Here is a 23623-nt window from a genome sequence, read left to right as displayed (position 1 = left end):
GACGCGGTTGTATCAATTCTTCATATCCAGCACTCGTCCGCGTCTCAAGGCCAGCGCATCTGCGATGCCAGCCACCTTCAGTGCGTCCCCTCCGGGCCGGGCGCCTGAGCCACGCGCACCGCCAGCGGTGCACCATTCACGGCGGAATCAAAGCGGCGCGTCCATTGCACGCCGCTGCCGCCACAGCTTAGCCAGGATCTTTTGTCCGGCGCGTCGTCTTTTGATACGGCATCCCCCGCATGGCGCCTTGCCGCTAGTGGTCTTGCCGTGGCCGCCGCTTTCCTGGTGTCGCTTTTACAAGGAAATCATCATGAAAAAAATCGCCATCGTTGCCGGCCTTGCCACCACCCTCGGCGCCTTGCCTGCCGCACACGCCCAGTCCTCCCTCGACCTGTATGGCTTGATGGATGCGGGCCTGGTGCAGGAAGGCGGCGTCAGCAAGCTTACCAGCGGTATCTCGGCCGGTTCGCGCCTGGGCTTGCGTGGCACGGAGTCGCTGGGCAATGGCTTGCAAGTCGTGTTTACCTTGGAAGCCGGTGTCCTGAGCGACACGGGCCGCTCCGACCAGGCGGGCCAATTGTTCGGCCGCCAGGCTTTTGTCGGCCTCAATAGCCCGCTGGGCATGCTGACCATGGGCCGCCAGTACAACTTGCAAAGCCAGGCACTGACGGACGTGGCCGATCCCTTCGAGGGCGGCTTTGCCGGCGCGGCGACCAACCTGGCCGGCTATTCGGCCACGCGCATCGACAATACCGTGCGCTATACCTCGCCCGAGCTGCGCGGCGTCACCGCCACGGTGATGTACGGCTTTGGCGAACATACGGGTGTGGTGGCAGATCAGCGCTCGCTGGGCCTGGCCCTGGGCTATGTCAACGGCCCCCTGACCCTGCGCCTGGCGCGCCAGAGCCGTGCCGGCGAGCCGGGCAAGGCTGCCGCCAACAACACCATTCTGGCCGGCAACTACAACTTCGGCGTGGCCACGGCGTTTGCCGGTTATGGCCGCAACACGGGCGATGGCAGCACCATGTTCTTTGCGGAAAACCCGTATGGCGCGGCGCAGGCCCCGGCCCAGTCGACGGACAGCCGCGACGCCATCGTCGGCGTGTCCGTGCCGCTCGGTGCGACTACCGTGCTGGCCTCGTATGTGCACAAGGATGACCGCAATGCGGCCAACCGCGATGCGCAGCAGCTGGCCATCGGCGCCACGTATGCCTTGTCCAAGCGCAGCAAGATTTATGTGGCCTATGCGCACATCCGCAACCGCAACGACGCCGCCTACATGGTGGGTAATGCCACGGAAGTGGGCACGGGCAACCGCGCCTTCAACGTCGGCCTGCGCCACGCGTTTTAAGCAGCGGCCAGCATGCTGCCTTCGTGCAGCAGCGCTTCAAAGGCGGGCACGGTCAGCGGGCGGCTGAACAGATAGCCCTGCATCTGGTCGCAGCCGTGCTGGCGCAGGAAGGCCAGCTGCTGCGGCGTTTCCACGCCTTCGGCGATGACTTTCAGGCGCAGGCTGTGCGCCAGCGAAATGATGGCGCACACGATGGCTGCGTCGTCGTCGTGCGTGATGTCGCTGACGAAGGTCTTGTCGATTTTCAGTACGTCGATGGGGAAGTGGCGCAGGTAGGCCAGGCTGGAATAGCCGGTGCCGAAGTCGTCGATCGACAGTTGCACGCCCAGCGCCTTCAGGTTGGCCATGATGGCCGTGGCTTGTTCCACGTCATGCATGACCATGCTTTCGGTCAATTCCAATTCCAGATGGGCAGCGGCCAGCCCCGTTTCAGCCAGCGCCTGCGCCACCGCATGCAGCAGATTCCTTTGCTTGAATTGCCGCGCCGACAGGTTGACAGCCAGGCGCAGCGGGCCATGGCCGGCCAGCTGCCAAGCGCGCGCCTGGGCGCATGCGGTGCGCAGCACCCAGTCGCCGATGGGGATGATCAAGCCCATTTCCTCGGCCAAGCCGATGAAGCTGGCCGGCGCAATGCGCCCCAGCTGCGGATGCTGCCAGCGCAGCAGCGCTTCCATGCCCACCACCTTGCCGCTGGCCAAGTCCAGCTGAGGCTGGTATTCGAGGTGGAACTGTCCCCGTTCCAGGGCATGGCGCAACTCGCTCTCCAGTCCCAGCCGCTCCAGGGTGCCCGCATTCATGCTCGAGGCATAGAATTGCCAGTGGCCCCGTCCCTGTTCCTTGGCGCGGTACATGGCGATGTCGGCGTGCTTGATCAGGGTGTCGGCGTCAAGGCCGTCGTCGGGATACACGGCCACGCCCATGCAGCAGCTGAGAATAAATTCATATTCGCCCAGTTGCAGCGGCTGCGCCACGGCGTCCAGGATGCGCTGCAGGATGGCCGCGCCCGGTTCGCCATTGCCATGCTGGGGCAGCAGCAGCACGAATTCGTCGCCGCCCAGGCGTGCCACCGTGTCGACTTCGCGCGTCGCGTCGCGCAGGCGCTCGGCGACGTTTTTCAGCACAGTGTCGCCCGCATCGTGGCCGAGGGTGTCGTTGACGAATTTAAAGCGGTCGAGGTCGATGAACACTACCCACAAGGGCAGGCCACTGCGGCGCGTCACGGCCATCGCCTGTTCCAGCCGCTCGCGCAGCAGCAGGCGGTTGGCCAGGCCCGTCAGAATATCGTGCCGCGACTGGAATTCCAGCTCCTGTTCGAAGCGCATGACGGTGCTGATGTCGTATTGCGCCACGACAAAGTGGCTGACGGGGCCATCGCCATCGTCGTGCACGGGCGCGACGAACAGCTCGCTCCAGTAGCAGCTGCCATCCTTGCGAAAATTGCGTACGATGGCCTTGCCTTCGCGCTGTTCGCGCAGGGCCGCTGTAATCTCATGCATGTCTTGCCGCCCCTGTTCGGGTCCCTGCAAGTCTTCCAGGCGCTGGCCGATGACTTCGCCAGCCGCATAGCCGGTGATGCGCTCGAAAGCGGGATTGACGTATTCGATCAGGTAGCCCGGCGCGTCGGCGCTGCACAGGATGATGGCGTTGGCCGATACTTCGATGATGCGTTCGCGCAAACGCAGCGACTTCTCAGTGTGCATGCGCGCGGCGATGTCTTCGGACAGGCGCAAATTGGCAAACTGCAGCGCCGCCGTGCGTTCGCCCGTGATGCGGGCAATCACGGAGTTGCGCGACACGAGCTGAAACACATACGCCGTTGCCAGCAGGCTCGACAGCAGTCCGCCCAGCAGCACATACAGGGAGCCGCGATGGTTCGCATCCAGGCTCATGCCGTTGGCAGGCAGCATGGCGGCGCGCAGCGTGTGACCGCTGGCGTGGTACTGCAGCAGCAGCCGGGTGCTTTCCGACTCGATCTGGCGTGCCGAGGCGTAGCACAGGGCCGTCAGGCTCAGCCCGACCGCCAGCGTGATCAGGGCCGAGGTGGACACGGAAATGGAGATGCGTTTGAAGAATGATTGCATGATGGCGTCCGGTAAGCAGCGCCGGTGCCGATCCGTGATACGGCAGCCCTGGCAGTGACTGACTGTAGGGCGCGGGGTACGTGGCCGTCCGTTCGCTGCCGAACAGACCGCCATGCCAGCAAGAAATATAGTGGCGGCACTGTGCAGGCGCTGTGTTACGCTCCGGCATATGGCGCCCCTCGTTCGGACGTTTTTTATCTATCCCCTAGCTGACGACTGGAAACCAGGAAAACTGCCCATGTCGAGTCCGCATGCCCAGCTGCACAACCCGAATCAAAACCATTTGCTCGCCGCCATGCTCGACGCCGATTTCGCGCGCCTGGCCCCCCATCTGGAGCAAGTCTCCATGTTGCTCGGTGACGTGATCTACGATTCGGGCGACAAGCTGCAGCATGTGTACTTCCCCACCACCGCCATCGTTTCCATCCACTACCTGCTGGAAAACGGCGGCTCGTCCGAGATCGCCGGCGTGGGCAACGAGGGCATCGTGGGCGTGTCGCTGTTTATGGGCGGCAACTCTACCCCCAGCCGCGCCGTGGTGCAGACGGGCGGCGTCGGCTATCGGCTGAAGGCGCATTTGCTGATGGAAGAATTCGACCGCGCCGGCCCCGTCATGCGCTTGCTGCTGCGCTATACGCAAGCCCTGATCACGCAAATGTCGCAGACGGCCGTGTGCAACCGCCACCATACGGTGGAGCAGCAGCTGTGCCGCTGGCTGCTGCTGACCATGGACCGCCTGCCGAACCGCGAGCTGACGATGACACAGGAGTTGATTGCCAACATGCTGGGCGTGCGCCGCGAAGGCGTGACGGAAGCGGCCGGGCGCTTGCAGCAGCGCGGCTTCATCAGTTACCGGCGCGGCCATATTTCCGTGCTGGACCGCGCCGGCCTAGAAGGCCATGTGTGCGAATGCTATGGCGTGGTCAAAAAAGAATTCACGCGCCTGCTGTCGGACGTGCGCCAGCGCCAAGGTTCCTGATCACCGCATCCACTCTCTTATCGTTGTTACAGCCCAGGCTACCTCATGCAATCTGTTGAAAACATTCCTCCGCGCGCACCGTCGCGCTGGCCCATGGCACTGGCGTTTTCATTCAGCGCCATCGTGCTGCTGGCCATCGGCGTGCTGGCCTGGCGCGCGCCGTTCGAGACGGCCTGCGTCATCGATGCGCTGGTCTTCCTGCTGCTGATGCTGCTCGTGGCGCTGTACCGGCGCACGGTGTCGGCCAGCCTGCCGCGCCAGTTGCTCAAGGCGGGCGCCTTGCAGGACGCGATTTTCAACAGCGCCAATTTCTCGTGCATCGCCACCGATGCGCAGGGCGTGATCCAGATTTTCAATGTGGGCGCCGAACGCATGCTCGGCTATGAAGCGAGCGATGTGGTCGACAAGCTGACCCCGGCCGGTATTTCCGACGCGCAAGAAATCATCGCACGCGCCGCCGCCCTCAGTGCCGAACTCGACACGGTCATCACGCCCGGCGTCGAAGCGCTGGTGTTCAAGGCCACGCGCGGCATCGAAGACATCTACGAATTGACGTATATCCGCAAGGATGGCAGCCGCTTCCCCGCCATGGTCTCCGTGACGGCCTTGCGCGACGCGCAGAGCAAGGTCATCGGTTACTTGCTGATCGGCACCGACAACACGGCGCGCAAGCAGGTCGAGGCGGAACAGGCGCTGCTGGACCAGCGCTTGCGCGAACAGCAGTTCTATACGCGCTCGCTGATCGAATCGAATATTGACGCCCTGATGACGACGGATCCGCGCGGCATCATCAGCGACGTCAACCAGCAAATGGAAGCGCTGACGGGCTGCACGCGCGACGAATTGATCGGCGCGCCGTTCAAGAATTACTTTACGGAACCGGAACGGGCCGAGGAAGCCATCGCGCGCGTCTTGCGTGAAGGAAAACTGACCAATTACGAGCTGACGGCCCTGGCGCGCGACGGCAAGCAGACTTTTGTTTCCTACAACGCCTCGACCTTCCACGACCGCAACCGCAAGCTGCAAGGCGTGTTTGCCGCCGCCCGCGACGTGACGGAACGCAGGCAGTTTGAACAAGCACTGCAAGACACGAATATCGAAATGGAAAAGGCCCGCCAGGCGGCGGAGAAAGCGAATCTGGCCAAGTCCGAGTTTCTGTCGAGCATGAGCCATGAATTGCGCACGCCCCTGAACGCCGTGCTGGGTTTTGCCCAGCTGATGGCGTCCGAGACGCCGGCACCGAGCGTGCCGCAGCAGCGCTCGATCGACCAGATCCTCAAGGGTGGCTGGTATCTCTTGCGTTTGATCAATGAAATCCTCGACCTGGCCATGATCGAGTCGGGCAAGGTCACCATGTCGGAAGAGGCAATGTCCTTGCTCGACGTGTTGCAGGATTGCCAGGCGATGATCGCGCCGCAGGCGGAAAAACGCGGCATCAGCATGCATTTCCCCCGCTGCGGCAAGGCTTTCTATGTGCATGCCGACCGCACGCGCGTGAAACAGGTGATGATCAACCTGCTGTCGAACGCCATCAAGTACAACCAGAGCGGCGGTAGTGTGAAGGTCGAATGCACGCGCCATGCCGACCGCGTGCGCGCCAGCGTCACCGACAGCGGCGCCGGCCTGAATGCCGAACAGATGAGTCAGTTGTTCCAGCCCTTCAACCGCCTGGGCCAGGAAAGCAGCACGGAAGAGGGCACGGGCATCGGCCTGGTCGTCACCAAGCAGCTGGTCGAACTGATGGGTGGCACCATCGGCGTCGACAGCACGGTGGGCGTGGGCACCACCTTCTGGGTGGAATTCAAGGCCTCGCGCGCGCCCGAACTGCACCTGGAACAGGGCGTAGCCTTGCCGGTGGTGCAGGAAGACCAGGAAAGCCAACGCACCTTGCTGTACGTGGAAGACAATCCCGCCAACCTGGCGCTGGTGGAGCAATTGATCGCCCGCCGCAGCGATTTGAAACTGCTGACGGCCATCGATGCGCACCTGGGCATCGACCTGGCGCGCACCTACCAGCCGGACGTGATCTTGATGGATATTAACCTGCCCGGCATCAGCGGCTATGGCGCCCTGAATATCCTGCATGATGATCCCCTCACCAGCCATATTCCCGTCATGGCCCTGTCCGCCAACGCCGTGCCGCGCGACATCGAGAAGGGCCTGGAAGCGGGCTTCTTCCGCTATCTGACCAAGCCCATCAAAGTCGTCGAATTCATGGATGCGCTCGACGTGGCCCTGCACCATGCGGCCGCGCACGGCCTGGCCGACGACACTCACACAGTACGCTAATTCAGCATTTAATTTTAGGAATACCGCCATGCTTCAAGCCACCGAGATCCTGAACGCCAGCATCCTCATCGTCGATGACCAGGAGGCCAACGTCATGCTGCTCGAACAGGTGCTGCGTAATGCCGGCTACACGCACATCACCTCCACCATGGACCCGCAAGCCGTGCGCGCGCTGCACCAGCAGCACCGCTACGACCTGATCCTGCTCGACTTGCAGATGCCGGAAATGGATGGCTTCGAAGTCATGGAAGGCTTGCGCGACATCGAGGCGGGCAGCTATCTGCCCGTGCTGGTGATCACGGCCCAGCCCGGCCACAAGCTGCGCGCGCTGCAAGCGGGCGCCAAGGACTTCGTCAGCAAGCCTTTCGACCTGGTGGAAGTCAAAACGCGCATCCACAACATGCTGGAAGTGCGCCTGCTGTACCAGAAACTGGCCGAATACAACAAGTCGCTGGAACAGATGGTGGAAGAGCGCACGGCGGAGCTGCGCGAAAGCGAAGCGCGCTTCCAGCGCTTCACGGAACTGTCGTCCGACTGGTACTGGGAACAGGATGCGCAGGGCAACCTGACGCGCTTTTCCGGCCCCGTGGCTGAAATGCTGGGCATCGGCAGCGAGGAAGAGCCGCAGCGCTGGAACGCCACCGAACGCGCCTTGCTCGACGCCAAGATCGCCGCGCGCGAACCGTTCCTCGATTTCATCTACAGCCGCGCCAACCTGGATGGCAGCACGCAGTACCTGCAGGTCAGCGGCGAACCGATGTTCGACAATGGCAGCCGCTTCATCGGCTACCGCGGCATCGGCCTCGATGTCACGGAGCGCTTGCGGGGAGCGTGATTTATACTTGGTGTCATCGACATCGACAAGGAATGCATCATGGCTGACAAATCTCCCTCCTACTGGTTTCCCGCCAAGACCTATGGCTGGGGCTGGGGCTTGCCCATCACCTGGCAAGGCTGGCTGGTGTTTCTGGCCGCGCTGGCGCTGTTCGCCTGCGGCGCCTTCCTGTTCCCGCCGCAAACCATGTTCGTCGGCTACATCGTGTATGAAGTGGCTGTCGTCGCCGCGCTCATTTTCATCTGCCAGCTGAAGGGCGAACCGACCGCCTGGCGCTGGGGCAAGAAGAAGTAGGTCGATGCACAAAGACTACACCTGCAAGAAATCATCTGGCCACGCGGCGTGAACCGCGTATAATTGGCTCGCTGCCGCAAGGCGGCAAACGCTAGGGGTCCTGCCTTTCGCTGTGGAAACACAGTGCAAGCGCGGGTGAGAAATACCCTCCGAACCTGATCTGGATAATGCCAGCGAAGGGAAGCTTTAGGATGAACGCACCCCGCCTTTCCGCGTGCGCGCAGCCGAACCTCCTTAGCTGGCTCCAGGCTTAAAAATAGTCTAGCCAAGGAGCCAAAATGAACGCCAACCCGAAATTCCTCTCCGCCACCGCCACGGTCGACGCAGCCGCCATCGCGCCGCTGCCCAATTCGCGCAAGATCTACGTCGAAGGCAGCCGCCCCGACATTCGCGTGCCCATGCGGGAAATCAGCCAGTCCGACACGGAAGCGTCGTTCGGCGGCGAAAAGAATCCGCCGATCTATGTCTACGACACCTCCGGCCCCTACACGGACCCGGACGTGCAGATCGACATCCGCTCGGGCCTCGATACGCCGCGCCTGCCGTGGATCATGGAGCGGGCCGATACGGAAGAATTGCCCGGCCCCACCTCCGACTACGGCATCGCCCGCCTGGCGGACCCGAAGCTGGCCGAACTGCGTTTCAACTTGCACCGCAAGCCGCGCCGCGCCATCGCCGGCAAGAACGTGACGCAAATGCACTATGCGCGCCGTGGCCTGATCACGCCGGAAATGGAATTCGTCGCCATCCGCGAAAACATGCGCCGCCAGGAGTATTTGCGCGAACTGCAAGCCTCCGGTCCCATGGGCGAACGCCTGGCCGACCTGATGGGCCGCCAGCATCCGGGCCAGTCGTTCGGCGCCAGCATCCCGGCCGAAATCACGCCGGAATTCGTGCGCGAGGAAATCGCCCGCGGCCGCGCCATCATTCCCGCCAACATCAACCACCCGGAAGTGGAACCGATGATCATCGGCCGCAATTTCCTGGTGAAAATCAACGCCAACATCGGCAATTCGGCCGTCACCTCGTCGATCGGCGAGGAAGTGGAAAAGATGACCTGGGCCATCCGCTGGGGCGGCGATAACGTGATGGACTTGTCCACCGGCAAGCATATCCATGAAACGCGCGAATGGATCGTGCGCAACAGCCCCGTGCCCATCGGCACCGTGCCCATCTACCAGGCGCTGGAAAAGGTCAATGGCAAGGCCGAAGATTTAACTTGGGAAATCTTCCGCGACACCCTCATCGAGCAGGCGGAGCAGGGCGTCGACTATTTCACCATCCACGCGGGCGTGCTGCTGCGCTATGTGCCGATGACGGCCAAGCGCCTGACGGGCATCGTCTCGCGCGGCGGCTCCATCATGGCGAAATGGTGTCTGGCGCACCATCAGGAATCGTTCCTGTACACGCATTTCGAAGACATCTGCGAAATCATGAAGGCGTACGACGTGTCGTTCTCGCTGGGCGACGGCTTGCGCCCCGGCTCCATCTACGACGCCAACGACGAAGCGCAGCTGGGCGAACTGAAAACCCTGGGCGAGCTGACGCAAGTTGCCTGGAAACACGACGTGCAAGTGATGATCGAAGGCCCGGGCCACGTGCCGATGCAACTCATCAAGGAAAACATGGACTTGCAGCTGGAGCAGTGCGGCGAGGCGCCGTTCTACACGCTGGGACCATTGACCACCGATATCGCTCCCGGCTACGACCACATCACCTCGGGCATCGGCGCGGCCATGATCGGCTGGTATGGCACGGCCATGCTGTGCTACGTGACGCCGAAGGAACACCTGGGCTTGCCCAACAAGGCCGACGTCAAGGACGGCATCATCACCTACAAGATCGCGGCGCATGCGGCCGACCTTGCCAAGGGCCATCCGGGCGCGCAGATCCGCGACAACGCCCTGTCGAAAGCCCGTTTCGAATTCCGCTGGGACGACCAGTTCAACATCGGCCTGGACCCGGACAAGGCGCGCGAATTCCACGATGAAACCTTGCCCAAGGATTCGGCCAAGGTGGCGCATTTCTGCTCCATGTGCGGCCCCCATTTCTGCTCGATGAAGATCACGCAGGAAGTGCGCGAATACGCGGCCGGCATGGGTATCGCGGAAGACCAGGCGCTCAAGCAGGGGATGGAGGTGAAAGCCATCGAATTCGTCAAGAACGGCGCCGAGCTGTACCGCAAGGTCTGAAGGAGAGCGTGATGCCTGCATTGATATCCATCACGCTCAACGGCGCGCCGCACCAGGTGCCGCCGGGACAGACACTCGATCAATTGATCGCCGCACTGTCGCTGGAAAACCAGGCGCTGGCGCTGGCCGTCAACCGCAACGTCGTGCCGCGCAAGGCGTGGCCGGGACAGGTCTTGCAGGTGCAAGACCAAGTGGAAATCGTACGTGCCATCGGCGGCGGCTGAACTAAGGAAAAAACAATGAACAGTAATAACAACGACCTGCTGACCATCGCAGGCAAACAGTATCAATCGCGCTTGCTGGTGGGCAGCGGCAAGTACAAGGATTTGCCGCAGACGCGCGAGGCGACGGACGCGGCGGAAGCGCAGATCATCACGGTGGCGATCCGCAGGGTAAACATCGGGCAAGACCCGAACGCGCCCAGTCTGCTCGACTTCGTGCCGCCGGACCAGTACACGATATTGCCGAACACGGCCGGCTGCTACAACGCGAAAGACGCCGTCTACACCCTGCAACTGGCGCGCGAGCTGCTGGGCGGGCGCAATCTGGTGAAGCTGGAAGTACTGGGCGACGAAAAGACCCTGTTTCCGCACATGCCGGAAACGTTGATTGCGGCCGAAGCGCTGGTCAAGGACGGTTTTGACGTGATGGTTTACTGCAGCGACGACCCCATCCAGGCGAAGATTCTGGAAGACATCGGTTGCGTGGCCGTCATGCCGCTGGCGTCCCTGATCGGCTCGGGCATGGGCATTTTGAATCCGTGGAACTTGTCGCTGATCATCGATCAGGCGAAGGTGCCCGTGCTGGTGGACGCGGGCGTGGGTACGGCGTCGGATGCGGCCATTGCCATGGAACTCGGCTGCGATGGCGTGCTGATGAATACGGCCATCGCCGGCGCGCGCGATCCCGTGCGTATGGCGCGCGCGATGAAGCTGGCCGTGCGGGCCGGGCGCGAAGCGTTTTTGGCGGGACGCATGCCGCGTAAATTTGCCGCTTCCCCATCGTCGCCGATGGCGGGCCGCCTGGCGTGATGGAGCCAACGTTGCCGACGGTGCTGGTGTTTGCCGGCGCCGATCCTTCGGGCGGCGCCGGCATCGCCGCCGATATTCTGGCCATTGTGGCGCAGGGCGCGCATGCGCTGCCCGTCATCACGGCGCTGACGGTGCAGGACAATGACCGCGTGTTTGCTGTCGAGCCGGTGGCGCCGGCATTGCTGCGCCGCCAGGCGCAGGCGCTGATCGACAAGATGGCGATTCATGCCGTGAAAATCGGCATCCCCGGCAGTGCCGCGAATGCGGCCGTCATCGCGCAACTGATCGCGCAATTGCGGCAGGCCCGCCCAAGCTTGCCTGTCGTGCTCGATCCCGTGCTGGCCAGCGGCCATGGCGACGTGCTCAGCCGGGACGACGCCGTGCTGGCGCTGGCGCCCTTGCTGCCGCTGACGACCGTGATCGTACCGAACGGGCCGGAAGCGCTGGCCCTCGGTGGCGCGGAAAACCTGCGCGCGCGAGGCTGCCAGCACGTGCTGGTGACGGGTGGCCATGGCGAAGGCGAGGTGATCATCAACCGCTGGTTTGACGCCGGTGGCGGCGAGCGTGAGTGGCGCTGGCCCCGTCTTCCCGGCGAATTCCACGGCAGCGGCTGCACCCTGGCCTCCGCCATCGCGGCGCGCCTGGCGCTGGGACAGGCGCTGCCCGAAGCGCTGGATCTGGCGCAAAGCTATTGCCATGCGGCCCTGGCCGGCGCGTATGCGATTGCGCCAGGTCAACTCATGCCGCAACGATTTTTTACATAAGGAAAACATCATGCGTGGACTGTATCTGGTCACCCCGAACTGGGATGACACCGACCGCCTGCTCGACGTGAGCGAGCAAGCCCTGCAGGAAGGCGTGGCGCTGCTGCAATATCGCCACAAGAGCGCCGAGGCGCAGCAGCGGCGCGAGCAGGCGGGCGCCTTGCTGGCGCTGGCCCGCAAGTATGGCGTGCCCTTCATCATCAATGACTTTATCGAACTGTGCGAAGAACTGGACGCGGACGGCGTGCACGTGGGTGGCACGGATGCGTCCGTCGCGCAGGTGCGCGCGCGCCTGGGCAAGGACAAGATCGTCGGCGCTTCCTGCTATGGCGACATGGCCCTGGCACGGACGGCCGAGGCGGGCGGCGCCAGCTATGTGGCCTTCGGCGGTTTTTATCCGTCGCTGGTGAAAAAGTATCCGGTGACCACGCCCCTCGATATCGTGCTGCAAGCGAAACGCGAGATCGCCTTGCCGTGCGTGGTGATCGGCGGCATGACGCCGAACAACGCGGCACCGCTGGTCGCGCGCGGCGCCGATATGGTGGCGGCCATCAGCAGCGTATTTGGCAAGGACTACCAAGCAGATGATGTGGATATTGCGGTGCAGCAATTCAATCACTTGTTTGCGGCATGAACACGGGCAGGGAGGGCTGATTTGAGGGAATAATCGGCATATAATAAGAGCATCAGTGCGACACGGTCGCAAAATCGTCGCTATGCGGCAATCATTAGAAGCAGGAGCGGGTTAGTATCCCTTTGAATTTAAAGGAAAATTCGCCCTAATTGATACAAACGTAATAGTCTGAGAAGCCGTAATTCCTAGTGTGGATACAAAGTGGGTTCTGTGTTCCAGTGGGTCAATTGTGTCTGCGAATCCAGTTTAACGGTTCGCTTACGTTGTTAAAATACGACAATAGAGTCCTTCCAAAGAAAAAAATGAGTCCTCTCATTCAGCATATCAAGCGGGTTGCAAAAGACGATGTTCGGACCTTCTTCGCGCCTTTCGTGGCGATGTATAGCTTTATCCGAAAAGAGTTGAAGCGGCCTGCAATACGGTAAGCTCGGACACTAACAGCAAGGTCTAACACCTCCGCTAGTATTTTAGTAGGTATCTCACTACTTACATCAATGAACTTCTAGAGCGACAAGCTCTTCGATATCTTGTCGTACCCAAATCTTCAATTACTTGGTGCTACGATCGGGCGCACGACCGCCCGTCACCTACTCGAACATGCGTCATCGGTAACGATGGGGTATGAAGCTTCGAGGACAATGTACCCCCAAAATTTCGGTGGCTAACCGCGTGAGCGTTTGGTCAGAGACTGCTAGCAGCAATGCGGTTTAGGGGCTAGGTGAGTGCTGCAAGAGTAATGTAATGTGAACCATCGTTTGAACCCTCGTAAATATTGATAGGCCAAAACTGCTGATAGGCCTAAACCAAAACGGTACGTGGTCGGATATCTCCGTTGATGTTGGGGATACGTCGTCATTTAAACCACCGGGGGAAAGATGGACTCTAAACAGCTAGTCGCGATGTAGCTGTCGCGTCGATATCGTTGGGAACGTGGTAAGCCCGATTTTCTGCCAAAAATCAAAACAGCGAGAAATTGGCAAGTGAGCCGCAAGGCGAGCAGATGGGAAAGCGGGTATGGGAGGATGGAGAAAGCGAATGCCGGGTTTTAACGACTCGGATAGGGGTTCAGAATTTGCCCCAGCCTGAAAGGGCGCAGACTTCCATCTGGTGTAATAGTCGTTATAAAACAGTATTGTCTCCAAGTAGTCATTATTTTTCAATCACCCCGAAGGGATTCAGTTCACCCTTCGGGGAGAACTGCGCCTCTAGGGGAACTACCCGAGGTACAGCATGAAAGTAACCGTTAGTAGTCATACCGGTTCTGCGTCCTCGCATGCTCCGTCTGAATGGGCCGCCATCAACTGGCGGCTCGTTCAACGGAACGTGAGAGCCATGCAGTGTCGATTAACGAAGGCCACACAGGAAGGTGACTGGCGCAGGGCAAAAGCCCTGCAAAGGTGGCTGACCCACTCGTTTAGCGCAAAAGCACTCGCAGTTAAACGGGTGACCGAAAATCAAGGTAAACGGACCGCAGGGGTGGATCAGCAATTATGGGATTCACCGCAGCAGAAATTTGCAGCAATTGCGAGATTGAAGAAGCAAGGCTACAGACCCTTGCCACTACGGAGGGTCTATATTCCCAAGTCAAATGGAACGATGCGCCCGTTGGGCATTCCAACCATGCGTGACAGGGCAATGCAAGCGCTTCATCTGCTAGCTCTTGATCCAATCTTGGAAACGTTGAGTGACCCGAATTCCTATGGGTTCAGGAAAAATCGTTCGACGGCCGACGCTATGTCGCAGATATTCCTCCAGACCTGCCGGAAAGTCTCGGCAACATGGGTATTGGACGCAGACATTGAGGGATTCTTCGATAATATCAATCACAACTGGATGATCGAGAATGTCCGCATGGACAAATCGATTTTAAAGAAGTGGTTGAAATCCGGAGTTGTTGACCGGCAGCAATTGATGGCAACCACAGCTGGAACACCACAGGGTGGCATTATCAGCCCTGCCCTTGCAAATTGGACACTGAACGGCCTCGAATCTGGACTTATGGCGCACCTTAGTGCGAAATTCGGAAAGACAAAGGCGGGAAGGCTAAAAGTCGGAGTAGTTCGATATGCGGACGATTTTGTCGTAACTGGCGCTTCGAAAGAACTGTTGGAGGACGAAATTAGGCCATGGATTGAAGGATTCCTCGCAGTCAGGGGTCTACGACTATCCGTAGCCAAGTCCAAGATCGTGCACATTGACGACGGCTTCGACTTCTTGGGGTGGAACTTCCGAAAATACTCCGGAAAACTGCTCATTAAGCCTAGTAAGAAGAACGTGAAAACGTTCTATGCCAAGCTTAGCAAGACGATCAGTGAAAACGTTGGGGCAAGGCAAGAGAATCTTATTCGACTGCTGAACCCCATGCTACGAGGTTGGGCGCAGTATCACAGCCCCGTGGTCGCGAAGGAGGCGTTTTCGGCAATGGAGTCGCTATTGTTCTGGCGGCTCCGTCGGTGGGCTGCACGCAGACATCCGATGAAAAGCAGTGATTGGATACGCCATAGGTACTGGCGCCCGATTGAGCTTAGAAGTCAGGTATTTGCAGCGGACGTTGTCACGAAAGAGGGCAGTAAGGGCGTATTGGAAATGTACTCTTTGCCGGGTACAGCCATCGTGCGTCACACGAAAATCAAAGGGGAGTACCATCCCTATGATCTGCAATGGGAAATGTATGGGGAAACCCTTCGCCAGGAACGTATGTTGAAAAACATGCAGTACCGGCGCGAGTGGGCGAGACTTTACCTTGACCAACGTGGCCTGTGCGCAATGTGTGGATACGAGATGGACATGGAAACCGGTTGGCATGACCACCACATTGAATATCGTGTGGCAGGTGGCTCTGATGCCCTAGAAAATCGAGTACTATTGCATCCAAACTGCCATGCCCAAGTGCATAGCCAAAAACTAGAAGTTGTAAAGCCGGTTCCTGTATAGGAACTTTTATTATGCTTGAGCCGTGTGCGGTGAAAGTCGCACGCACGGTTCTTAGGGGGGAGAGTTTCCAGTAATGGGATTCTCCTACCCTACTTCATTACCGAGGTCCCCCACCCATGAGCCAGCCAGCCGCCGCGAAACGCCTTATCCTGATCGTTGACGATGACCAGCTCCTGTTGGAATTCCTCGGCGAAGTCCTGCGCCATGCCGGCTACGAGACGGCCCTGGCCAATTCGGCCGAAGTGGCGCTGCAGCTGGTCGCCCAGCGCGAGCCGGACCTGGCCTTGCTCGACATCCACATGCCGGGCATGTCCGGCCTGGAACTGGCCAAGCGCCTGCATGGCGAGACGGGCGTGCCGTTCATGTTCCTGTCCGGCAGCGGCGACAGTGAATCGGGCAAGCAGGCAGCCGCCTACGGCGCCGTCGGCTATGTCGTCAAACCCGTTGATGAAGGCCGCTTGATGCCCGCGTTCGAAGCGGGCCTGGCGCGTGCCGACGAGATCCGCCAACTGCGGCGCACCGAGCTGAACCTGAACGCGGCGCTGGCCGCCGGGCGCGAAACGAGTTTGGCCGTCGGCTTGCTGATGGGCAAGTTCCAGACGGACCGCAACACGGCCTTCGAGGTGCTGCGCGACCATGCCCGCTCCAGCCGCCGCAAGATCAATGAAATCGCCAGCCAGCTGCTGCTGGCCGAGGAAACCCTGAACGGCTTGCACGGCGCCTTCCTCAACCGCGCGAAAACCAAGTAAGCGTTTCAACCATACACAGGATACACATGAAAACCAAAGCAGCGATTGCATGGAAGGCGGGCGCGCCTTTGACCATCGAAGAAGTCGACCTGGCCGGCCCGCGCGAGGGCGAGGTACTGGTCGAGATCAAGGCCACCGGAATTTGCCACACCGATTACTACACCCTGTCGGGCGCCGACCCGGAAGGCATCTTTCCGTCCATCCTCGGCCATGAAGGCGCCGGCATCGTCGTCGACGTGGGCCCGGGCGTGAAAAGCCTGAAAAAGGACGACCACGTCATTCCCCTGTACACGCCGGAGTGCCGCCAGTGCAAGTTCTGCCTGTCGCAAAAGACGAACCTGTGCCAGTCGATCCGCTCGACCCAGGGCCGCGGCCTGATGCCGGACGCGACGTCGCGCTTTTCCATCGACGGCAAGCCCATCTTCCACTACATGGGCACGTCCACTTTCTCGAACTATATCGTCGTGCCGGAAATCGCCCTGGCGAAGATCCGCGAAGACGCGCCGTTCGACAAAGTCTGCTACATCGGTTGCGGCGTGACGACGGGCGTGGGCGCCGTGCTGTTCACGGCCAAGGTCGAGGCGGGCGCCAACGTGGTCGTGTTCGGCCTGGGCGGCATCGGCCTGAACGTGATCCAGGCGGCCAGGATGGTCGGCGCAGATAAAATCATCGGCGTCGACATCAACCCCGCGCGCCAGGCCATCGCGCGCAAGTTCGGCATGACGCATTTCGTCAACGCCAACGAAGTGGACAACGTGGTCGATACCATCGTGCAGCTGACGGACGGCGGCGCCGACTATTCGTTTGAATGCATCGGCAACACCACCACCATGCGCCAGTCGCTCGAGTGCTGCCACAAGGGCTGGGGCCAGTCCATCATCATCGGCGTGGCGGCGGCCGGCCAGGAAATTTCCACCCGTCCATTCCAGCTGGTGACGGGGCGCGTATGGAAGGGTTCCGCCTTCGGCGGCGCGCGCGGCCGCACGGACGTGCCGAAGATCGTCGACTGGTATATGGAAGGCAAGCTCAATATCGACGATTTGATCACGCACCGTTTGAAACTGGAAGATATCAACCAGGGTTTCGACTTGATGAAGAGCGGCGAATCGATCCGCTCCGTCGTGCTGTATTAATGAATTGAAATACGCCGTACCACGGCGTTTTTGCGGAGGCTGCGGCCTCCGTTTTTTTTGCCCGCTTGCCATCCATCGTCCGTGCTTGCCGTCCAGGCAGGGTTTTTTGCGGCCTGTCGCAGCGCGCTGGAGGCCAGGTTCACTTGCCGCTAAAGTCAACGCTCCACTACTTTTGCGACGAGGCAGCCATGTCCACTTCCCACCGTTTGATCCTCAGCCTGGCCGGTATCGTGCTTGGCGGCAGCGCGCTGGCCGTGCAGCCGCCGCAGCCGCCCGCGCCACCGGCCCCGCCCGCGCCGCCCAGCAAGCAAATCAATATTTCCATGGGCAGCGGCGATGGCTATGCGCTCGTCGACAGCAGCGAGGATAGCGTCACCATGGCCGGCACCGATGTCGATGGCCAGCAGATCAAGCAGCTGCAGCGCTCGCTCAAGGGGCAGTTCCTGTGGTTCCGCGACCGGGGCAAGGGCTATGTGACGCAGGATGCCGCGCTGCTGGCCCGCGTACGCGACGCCTGGAAGCCGTCGCAAGATCTGGGTTTTCAGATGAGCGGCCTGGGCAAGCAGATGAGCGAGCATGGCAAGGCGATGGGCGAACTGGGCAGCAAGATGGGCGCCCATGGCGCGGCGCAGGCGAACGTCGGCGCGCGCGATGTGGCGCAACTGCAGGCGCTGGGCCGCCAGCAGCAGGAACTGGGCCGCAAGATGGGCGAGGCGGCACGTCGCCAGGCGCAGGCGACCACGGAGACGGCGCGCCGCGCGGCCGCACGCGAGGTGGAACGCCTGCAGCAGCAGATGGAAGATGCGCAGGACGCCATGGAAGAGGTCAACGACCGCATTGCCGCCGCGCAAGAACGCGAGGCGGACAAGGTGGATGTGCTGTCGCGCCAGATGGATCAGCGCGGCAAGCCGATGGAAACGCTGGGCAAGCAAATGGAAGCGCTGGGACGCCAGCAGGAAAAGGCGACAAAAGCCGCCGACAAGACCACGCGCCAGGTGAGTGCCCAGGCGCTCAGCGAAGGCAAGGCCAGGCTGGTGCGCTAGATTTGGTTCCAGGCGGCCACGGCGCGGTATTGCGCCGGCAGCTGCCCCCTGGCCTCGTCCTCGCCGGCATATACCTCATCCTGCACGGTTTCCCAGCGAGAGTCGCAGCTGAAACGGTACACGCGCGCCTCGTCGCCGTAGCGGCATACGGCCAGGCCGTGGATGGCGACGGGGGCGGCGCCGTGCTCGTCGGCGACATGGCCGAACGGCAGGTCGGACCAGGCCCAGGCCAGTACGCGGGCGCCGTCGAGGTGGGTGGGTGGTGTCATGGGATACAGGCCGCTGTGTGGGGACGCCGATTGTAGCGCGCACATGGAAAACTGGCGCGACCGCTGGACAAATGCACAGTATTTTTAGCCATGCCGGTATAATCACGGGATGCAAAATCTTCTTCACAACCTCAATCCCGAACAATACGCCGCCGTCACCTTGCCGGCCCAGCATGCGCTGATCCTGGCTGGCGCCGGTTCGGGCAAGACCCGCGTGCTGACCACCCGCATCGCGTGGCTGATCCAGACCCAGCAGGTATCGCCGCCCGGCATCCTGGCCGTGACGTTTACCAATAAAGCCGCCAAGGAGATGCTCACGCGCCTGTCGGCCATGCTGCCAATCAACACGCGCGGCATGTGGATCGGTACCTTTCACGGCCTGTGCAACCGCTTGCTGCGCACGCACTACCGCGACGCGGCCTTGCCGCAAACGTTCCAGATCCTCGATTCGCAGGATCAGCTATCCGTGATCAAGCGCTTGTTGAAGGCGAACAATATCGATGATGAAAAATTCCCGCCGAAGACGGTGATGTATTTCATCAACAACGCCAAGGACCAGGGCTTGCGCGCCACGGACGTGGAAGCGTACGACGCACACGAGCGCAAGATGGTCGAGCTGTACCAGCTGTATGACGACCAGTGCCAGCGCGAAGGCGTCGTCGATTTTGCGGAATTGCTGCTGCGCACGTATGAATTGCTGAGCCGCAACCAGCCGTTGCGCGAACACTACCAGGCGCGCTTCCGCCATATCCTCGTGGACGAGTTCCAGGATACGAATAATCTGCAATACAACTGGTTGAAATTGCTGGCCGGCCACGGCAGCCGCGATGGCGGCGCCCTGTTTGCCGTGGGCGACGATGACCAGAGCATCTACGCCTTCCGCGGCGCGAATGTGGGCAACATGAGCGCCTTCGAGCACGAGTTCCAGGTGAAGAACTTGATCAAGCTGGAGCAGAACTACCGCTCGCACGGCCACATCCTCGACAGCGCCAACGTGTTGATCGCGAACAATAGCAAGCGCCTGGGCAAGAATCTGCGCACGGACGCGGGCCATGGCGAGCAGGTGCGCGTGTATGAAGCCAGTTCCGACTTGCAGGAAGCGCAGTGGATCATCGAAGAGGCGAAAAGCCTGATCGCCGATGGCGCCTCGCGCAGCGAAATCGCGATTCTGTACCGCTCGAATGCGCAGTCGCGCGTGATCGAACATGCGCTGTTTTCAGCCAGTATTCCGTACCACGTGTATGGCGGCCAGCGTTACTTCCAGCGCGCCGAGGTCAAGCACGCGATTGCCTATTTGCAATTGATGGACAATCCGCATAATGACTCCGCTTTCTTGCGCGTGGTCAATTTCCCCACGCGCGGTATCGGCATGCGCTCGATCGAGCAATTGCAGGCCGCGTCCGAGCAGTACGGCATCTCGCTGTACGCGTCCGTGCCGTATGTGGCGGGCAAGGCGGGCAGCGTGCTGGCCGGCTTCGTCAAGCTGATCGAAGGCGTGCGTTTCGAAACGCAGCAACTATCCTTGCCGGAAATGGTCAGAGTCGTGCTGGAAGCGAGTACCTTGCTGCAGCATTATCAGAATGAAAAGGAAGGAGCCGACCGCATCGAGAATCTGGAGCAGATGGTCAGCGCAGCCAGCCAGTTCGTTTCCGAGGAAGGTTTCGGCCCGGCGGCACCGGCCCATCTGGGGCCAGCCGCCCAGGCGCAGTCGGGCGTGCCCGTCGTCAACCAGGATGGCATCGAGATACTCGATGCGGACGCGCCGTTGCCGGCCGTGATGTCGCCGCTCTCCGCTTTCCTGTCGCACGCGTCGCTGGAAGCCGGGGACAACCAGGCGCAGGCGGGCCAGGATGCGCTGCAGATGATGACGGTGCACTCGGCCAAGGGCCTGGAATTCGACAACGTGTTCATTACCGGCCTGGAAGAGGGCCTGTTCCCGCACGAAAGCAGCTCGAAGGAAGACAATGGCGTGGAAGAGGAACGCCGGCTGATGTACGTGGCCATCACGCGCGCGCGCAAGCGGCTGTACATGAGCTTTGCGCAGACGCGCATGCTGCACGGCCAGACGCGCTACAACATGAAGTCGCGCTTCTTTGACGAATTGCCGGAAGAAGCGCTGAAATGGCTGTCGCCGAAGGTGCAGGCGAACTGGTTCGGCAACCGCAAGTCGGCCTGGGACGAGGCGCCCAAGGTGGCCAGCCTCGGTTCGGACAATGCCATTGCGCAAAAGATCGCGCAAAAAGCCACGGGCGGCGGCTGGCGCATCGGCGAATCGGTGGCGCACGCCAAGTTCGGCGAAGGCGTGATCGTCAATATCGAAGGCGGCGGCGGCAATGCGCGCGCGCAAATCAACTTCGGCCAGCACGGCATGAAGGTGCTGGACCTGGGGATTGCCAAGCTGGAACGGCTGGGACGGTGATGTAGAACGCGGGATGGCTGACGATGGCGTCGGATTACGCCTCCGGCTAATCCGACCTACGCCTGGAACGGTGATCTGGTCTGGCGCGTAGGTCGGATTAGCGCAGCGTAATCCGACAACATTGTTGGCGTGCAAGGCATTCGATATATAAAAAGGGGCAGCCTGCGCAGGCTGCCCCTTTTTACATCTGGCCGGCGATCACTCGCCGGTCTTGTCCAGCGACACCGTCTTGCTCTCATCGACGGGCAGGCCGAAGATCTGGCGGTAGGCGGCGTAGAACGAGCAATGCATGATGATGGTGAGTATCATCGACAGCGGCATCATCAGCTGCATCATCAGCGGCGTGCGGCCAAAGATGACGGCCAGCAACTGGCTGGTGACGACGCTGATGGCGAACCAGGTGGAAGCGAAGACGATGAAGGCCGACAGCGAGCGCCAGACGGCGAAAAAGCTGAAGAACAGCGACTTGCCCAGGCCGGTTTGTTTCCAGTAAATCAGCGGCGCGGCAAAGCAGAAGGCCATGGCGGCGGGCACATACAGCACGATGGCCAGCAGGATGCCCAGACCCAGGCGCGATTCGGGGATGGCGGCGCGCGCCGCTTCTTCCGTCAATTGCCCCGTGACCAGTTGCCACAGCAAGCCGTCGTCCACCAGGGTCGAGGCGCCAATGGCAACGATGGCCATCAGGATGTACAGCACGCCCAGGCCCAGCAGGGAAGGAAGCGCGGGCTTGCGGAAGCCCGAGATCAACAGGCTGGGCAAGACGCGCTTGCCCTGGTCGATATTCAGGCAGCCTTGCACGAAGGCGATGGAAAACACGGGCACGAGGATGACGGGCAGCATTTGTCCCAGCACGGGCACGATGCTGACGGCCAGCATGCAGAACATATAGCCGAGAAACAGCATCGACATGCCGCCAGGTTGCTTGCGAAACAGGGAGAATCCCTGTTTCACCCATTGCCAACCTGTACTTGCAGGTAATTTTTCCATGTTTAAAACAGTTCCGGGGCAGGTGTGGCGATACGTTCGCGCAGAATGCGTTCGAAATGCGTGGGGTCGTGCGGGGTCAGCATTTCCGCTTCGCGCGGCTGGTAATAATCGTACAGGCGCGACAGCCAGAAGCGCAGCGCGGCGGCGCGCAGCATCGCTTGCCATGCCGTCTGTTCTTCGTGCGTGAACGGGCGCACGGCGCGGTAGGCGTCGAGCAGGGCGCGCACTCTCGCCTTGTCGAGCACGCCCGTGGCCAGGTCCACGCACCAGTCGTTGACGGTGACGGCCACATCGAACAGCCAGGTGTCGCAGCCGGCAAAGTAAAAGTCGAAAAAGCCCGTCAGTTGCTCGCCGTCAAACATGACGTTGTTGCGGAACAAGTCGGCATGCACGGGACCGCGCGGGATGGCTTTATAGGTATCGCAGGCAGCAAAGGCGTCCTGGAAATGGATTTCCGCGCGCAGCAAATGCGCCTTGGCATCGTCGAGATGGTGCAAGACCAGCGGCGTGGTGGCGTTCCACCACTGCAGCCCCCGCAAATTCGGCTGCTGCAGGGGGAAGTCCTGCGCCGCCAGGTGCATCTTTGCCAGCATGGCGCCGACAGCGGCGCAATGCACGGCTTGCGGCGCCATCTGCGAGCTACCGTCGAGTTTGCTGACGATGGCGGCCGGCTTGCCTTGCAGGGCCGTCACCAGCTGGCCATCCGCGTTGGCGATCGGCGCGGGCACCAGCACGCCCCGGTCCGCCAAATGGCGCATCAGTTGCAGATAGAACGGCAATTGCTCGAAGCTGAGGTTTTCAAAGATCGTCAGCACGTACTCGCCGCGCTCCGTGCTCAGGAAGAAATTGCTGTTTTCGATGCCGGAGGCGATGCCCTTGAGCGCCAGAGGTTTGCCGAGTGGAAACTGCGTGATCCACTGGCCGATATCGTCCAGGTGTAGCGCGGTAAAAACTGCCATGGGAAAGGGAAGAATGGTCTAAAAGGTCAAAAAAAGCCGACTGCCCCGCAGGTGGCCGGGGCAGGGCAGAAGAGAGTGATTGCTTACTTCGCTGCTGCGGGCGGTGCTGGCGCGTCCGCTGCCTCTTCATCGCGTTGTTTCTGTTTCTTCTTGCCCAGATCAAATTCCAGCACTTTCCATTGCGGGCCGCGCAGGGCGTTGCCGTTGGCCTGGTCGGCGCCGGCGGCCGGTTTCATGTAATAGGTGCTGCCGCCGCTGGTGACTTTCACTTCGCTGGTGACACCCGCTTCGCGTTTTTCGGTAATCTGCTGCTTGGCGGGGGCCGGCGCCACGGTGATGGGCGCTTCGCCCATTTCCTCGATACGTTCGAGCTGTGGCGGCGCTTCGCTCGGTTTGGCCGGCGTCTGGGCGCTGGCAATGGCCGAACCTGCCAGCAGGGGCAGGGCGAGGAATGTCCAGAGTGTCGATGTACGCATCATGATGGGTTCGCTTCCATGTGTGGGACTGCAGCGCGTGCAGTGGTGTATTGCCGTCAATTTATCTATAAGGCATTGTAACAAACTGGTAGGCAATGCTGTTTAAATGCGCGGAAATGGCTGGCAGTGGCAGCCCGCGTGCCCGCACGGGGCCGCCAGAGTGGCAAAAACGGCAGGAACGAGACGCGTTGCGGCCGGTGG

At 61.1% G+C, this 23623-nt stretch carries 20 protein-coding genes and 1 riboswitch; of the genes, 15 read left to right on the top strand and 5 right to left on the bottom strand.

Features of this window, described 5'->3' with window-relative positions:
• The first annotated feature begins 310 nt into the window (after positions 1 to 310).
• Entirely contained in the window at positions 311 to 1351 is a 1041-nt protein-coding gene (locus tag KY494_RS13915) for a porin (RefSeq protein ID WP_219891327.1), read from the top strand.
• Here KY494_RS13915 and KY494_RS13910 read toward each other — a convergent pair.
• Positions 1348 to 3432: a bifunctional diguanylate cyclase/phosphodiesterase gene (locus KY494_RS13910; protein ID WP_258194867.1), complete on the bottom strand. Its 2085-nt coding sequence runs from the start codon at positions 3430 to 3432 to the stop codon at positions 1348 to 1350. The genes KY494_RS13915 and KY494_RS13910 overlap by 4 nt on opposite strands.
• A gap of 238 nt (positions 3433 to 3670) precedes the next feature.
• Here KY494_RS13910 and KY494_RS13905 point away from each other — a divergent pair, with 238 nt between their 5' ends.
• From KY494_RS13905 to KY494_RS13845, 13 genes are all read left to right on the top strand, one after another.
• On the top strand, positions 3671 to 4411 hold the full coding sequence (locus KY494_RS13905) for a Crp/Fnr family transcriptional regulator (protein ID WP_141171717.1): 741 nt from the start codon (positions 3671 to 3673) through the stop codon (positions 4409 to 4411).
• Positions 4412 to 4456: 45 nt separating this feature from the next.
• The gene (locus KY494_RS13900; RefSeq protein WP_219891325.1) at positions 4457 to 6700 is read left to right on the top strand and encodes a PAS domain-containing hybrid sensor histidine kinase/response regulator; all 2244 of its coding nucleotides are present in this window, start codon (positions 4457 to 4459) and stop codon (positions 6698 to 6700) included.
• 28 nt (positions 6701 to 6728) lie between these two features.
• Positions 6729 to 7535: a response regulator gene (locus KY494_RS13895; protein ID WP_219134999.1), complete on the top strand. Its 807-nt coding sequence runs from the start codon at positions 6729 to 6731 to the stop codon at positions 7533 to 7535.
• Positions 7536 to 7574: 39 nt separating this feature from the next.
• Positions 7575 to 7829, top strand: coding sequence for a hypothetical protein (locus KY494_RS13890; protein WP_219891324.1), 255 nt, complete (start codon positions 7575 to 7577; stop codon positions 7827 to 7829).
• Positions 7830 to 7912: 83 nt separating this feature from the next.
• Positions 7913 to 8028, top strand: a riboswitch (TPP riboswitch).
• Between the two features lie 79 nt (positions 8029 to 8107).
• Positions 8108 to 10021, top strand: a complete 1914-nt coding sequence (gene thiC / locus KY494_RS13885) for a phosphomethylpyrimidine synthase ThiC (protein WP_219135001.1) — start codon at positions 8108 to 8110, stop codon at positions 10019 to 10021.
• A 20-nt stretch (positions 10022 to 10041) separates the two neighbouring features.
• A complete protein-coding gene (gene thiS, locus KY494_RS13880) occupies positions 10042 to 10245 on the top strand; it encodes a sulfur carrier protein ThiS (RefSeq protein ID WP_071079564.1) in 204 nt (67 codons plus the stop codon).
• Between the two features lie 15 nt (positions 10246 to 10260).
• Positions 10261 to 11052 (top strand): thiazole synthase, encoded by a 792-nt coding sequence (locus KY494_RS13875; protein WP_035824622.1) that lies wholly within the window; start codon positions 10261 to 10263, stop codon positions 11050 to 11052.
• Positions 11052 to 11816: a hydroxymethylpyrimidine/phosphomethylpyrimidine kinase gene (locus tag KY494_RS13870; RefSeq protein ID WP_219891591.1), complete on the top strand. Its 765-nt coding sequence runs from the start codon at positions 11052 to 11054 to the stop codon at positions 11814 to 11816. The genes KY494_RS13875 and KY494_RS13870 overlap by 1 nt, the downstream gene beginning before the upstream one ends.
• Before the next feature lie 10 nt (positions 11817 to 11826).
• Positions 11827 to 12450, top strand: a complete 624-nt coding sequence (thiE, locus tag KY494_RS13865) for a thiamine phosphate synthase (RefSeq protein WP_219891323.1) — start codon at positions 11827 to 11829, stop codon at positions 12448 to 12450.
• A gap of 1230 nt (positions 12451 to 13680) precedes the next feature.
• Positions 13681 to 15384: a group II intron reverse transcriptase/maturase gene (ltrA, locus tag KY494_RS13860; protein WP_219891322.1), complete on the top strand. Its 1704-nt coding sequence runs from the start codon at positions 13681 to 13683 to the stop codon at positions 15382 to 15384.
• A 116-nt stretch (positions 15385 to 15500) separates the two neighbouring features.
• A complete protein-coding gene (locus tag KY494_RS13855; RefSeq protein WP_070222669.1) occupies positions 15501 to 16133 on the top strand; it encodes an ANTAR domain-containing response regulator in 633 nt (210 codons plus the stop codon).
• 26 nt (positions 16134 to 16159) lie between these two features.
• The gene (locus KY494_RS13850; RefSeq protein WP_219891321.1) at positions 16160 to 17266 is read left to right on the top strand and encodes an S-(hydroxymethyl)glutathione dehydrogenase/class III alcohol dehydrogenase; all 1107 of its coding nucleotides are present in this window, start codon (positions 16160 to 16162) and stop codon (positions 17264 to 17266) included.
• Positions 17267 to 17454: 188 nt separating this feature from the next.
• Positions 17455 to 18309, top strand: a complete 855-nt coding sequence (locus KY494_RS13845; protein ID WP_219891320.1) for a hypothetical protein — start codon at positions 17455 to 17457, stop codon at positions 18307 to 18309.
• Here KY494_RS13845 and KY494_RS13840 read toward each other — a convergent pair.
• Positions 18306 to 18578: a hypothetical protein gene (locus KY494_RS13840; RefSeq protein ID WP_219891319.1), complete on the bottom strand. Its 273-nt coding sequence runs from the start codon at positions 18576 to 18578 to the stop codon at positions 18306 to 18308. The genes KY494_RS13845 and KY494_RS13840 overlap by 4 nt on opposite strands.
• Positions 18579 to 18687: 109 nt before the next feature.
• On the opposite strand from KY494_RS13840, the gene KY494_RS13835 reads away from it, so the two are divergent.
• Positions 18688 to 20997, top strand: coding sequence for a UvrD-helicase domain-containing protein (locus KY494_RS13835; protein WP_219891318.1), 2310 nt, complete (start codon positions 18688 to 18690; stop codon positions 20995 to 20997).
• 198 nt (positions 20998 to 21195) lie between these two features.
• Here KY494_RS13835 and KY494_RS13830 read toward each other — a convergent pair whose 3' ends face one another.
• The 3 genes from KY494_RS13830 to KY494_RS13820 form a co-directional block, all read right to left on the bottom strand.
• Positions 21196 to 21987: a BPSS1780 family membrane protein gene (locus tag KY494_RS13830; RefSeq protein WP_219891317.1), complete on the bottom strand. Its 792-nt coding sequence runs from the start codon at positions 21985 to 21987 to the stop codon at positions 21196 to 21198.
• 2 nt (positions 21988 to 21989) lie between these two features.
• Positions 21990 to 22946, bottom strand: a complete 957-nt coding sequence (locus KY494_RS13825) for a homoserine kinase (protein ID WP_219891316.1) — start codon at positions 22944 to 22946, stop codon at positions 21990 to 21992.
• Positions 22947 to 23029: 83 nt separating this feature from the next.
• A complete protein-coding gene (locus tag KY494_RS13820; protein WP_219135009.1) occupies positions 23030 to 23425 on the bottom strand; it encodes a hypothetical protein in 396 nt (131 codons plus the stop codon).
• Between the last annotated feature and the right edge of the window lie 198 nt (positions 23426 to 23623).

Origin of the sequence: Janthinobacterium sp. PAMC25594, from assembly GCF_019443505.1 — a bacterium.
Classification (GTDB): Bacteria; Pseudomonadota; Gammaproteobacteria; order Burkholderiales; family Burkholderiaceae_D; genus Janthinobacterium.
The sequence above is the reverse complement of the archived record's forward strand: the minus strand, read 5'-3'. Positions and strand labels throughout refer to the sequence as shown.

Bases quoted from the DNA above. Each gene is read 5' to 3' on its own strand.
- KY494_RS13915 (WP_219891327.1), top strand. From the start codon at position 311: ATGAAAAAAATCGCCATCGTTGCCGGCCTTGCCACCACCCTCGGCGCC.
- KY494_RS13910 (WP_258194867.1), bottom strand. From the start codon at position 3,432: ATGCAATCATTCTTCAAACGCATCTCCATTTCCGTGTCCACCTCGGCC.
- KY494_RS13905 (WP_141171717.1), top strand. From the start codon at position 3,671: ATGTCGAGTCCGCATGCCCAGCTGCACAACCCGAATCAAAACCATTTG.
- KY494_RS13900 (WP_219891325.1), top strand. From the start codon at position 4,457: ATGCAATCTGTTGAAAACATTCCTCCGCGCGCACCGTCGCGCTGGCCC.
- KY494_RS13895 (WP_219134999.1), top strand. From the start codon at position 6,729: ATGCTTCAAGCCACCGAGATCCTGAACGCCAGCATCCTCATCGTCGAT.
- KY494_RS13890 (WP_219891324.1), top strand. From the start codon at position 7,575: ATGGCTGACAAATCTCCCTCCTACTGGTTTCCCGCCAAGACCTATGGC.
- thiC (WP_219135001.1), top strand. From the start codon at position 8,108: ATGAACGCCAACCCGAAATTCCTCTCCGCCACCGCCACGGTCGACGCA.
- KY494_RS13875 (WP_035824622.1), top strand. From the start codon at position 10,261: ATGAACAGTAATAACAACGACCTGCTGACCATCGCAGGCAAACAGTAT.
- KY494_RS13870 (WP_219891591.1), top strand. From the start codon at position 11,052: ATGGAGCCAACGTTGCCGACGGTGCTGGTGTTTGCCGGCGCCGATCCT.
- thiE (WP_219891323.1), top strand. From the start codon at position 11,827: ATGCGTGGACTGTATCTGGTCACCCCGAACTGGGATGACACCGACCGC.
- ltrA (WP_219891322.1), top strand. From the start codon at position 13,681: ATGAAAGTAACCGTTAGTAGTCATACCGGTTCTGCGTCCTCGCATGCT.
- KY494_RS13855 (WP_070222669.1), top strand. From the start codon at position 15,501: ATGAGCCAGCCAGCCGCCGCGAAACGCCTTATCCTGATCGTTGACGAT.
- KY494_RS13850 (WP_219891321.1), top strand. From the start codon at position 16,160: ATGAAAACCAAAGCAGCGATTGCATGGAAGGCGGGCGCGCCTTTGACC.
- KY494_RS13845 (WP_219891320.1), top strand. From the start codon at position 17,455: ATGTCCACTTCCCACCGTTTGATCCTCAGCCTGGCCGGTATCGTGCTT.
- KY494_RS13840 (WP_219891319.1), bottom strand. From the start codon at position 18,578: ATGACACCACCCACCCACCTCGACGGCGCCCGCGTACTGGCCTGGGCC.
- KY494_RS13835 (WP_219891318.1), top strand. From the start codon at position 18,688: ATGCAAAATCTTCTTCACAACCTCAATCCCGAACAATACGCCGCCGTC.
- KY494_RS13830 (WP_219891317.1), bottom strand. From the start codon at position 21,987: ATGGAAAAATTACCTGCAAGTACAGGTTGGCAATGGGTGAAACAGGGA.
- KY494_RS13825 (WP_219891316.1), bottom strand. From the start codon at position 22,946: ATGGCAGTTTTTACCGCGCTACACCTGGACGATATCGGCCAGTGGATC.
- KY494_RS13820 (WP_219135009.1), bottom strand. From the start codon at position 23,425: ATGATGCGTACATCGACACTCTGGACATTCCTCGCCCTGCCCCTGCTG.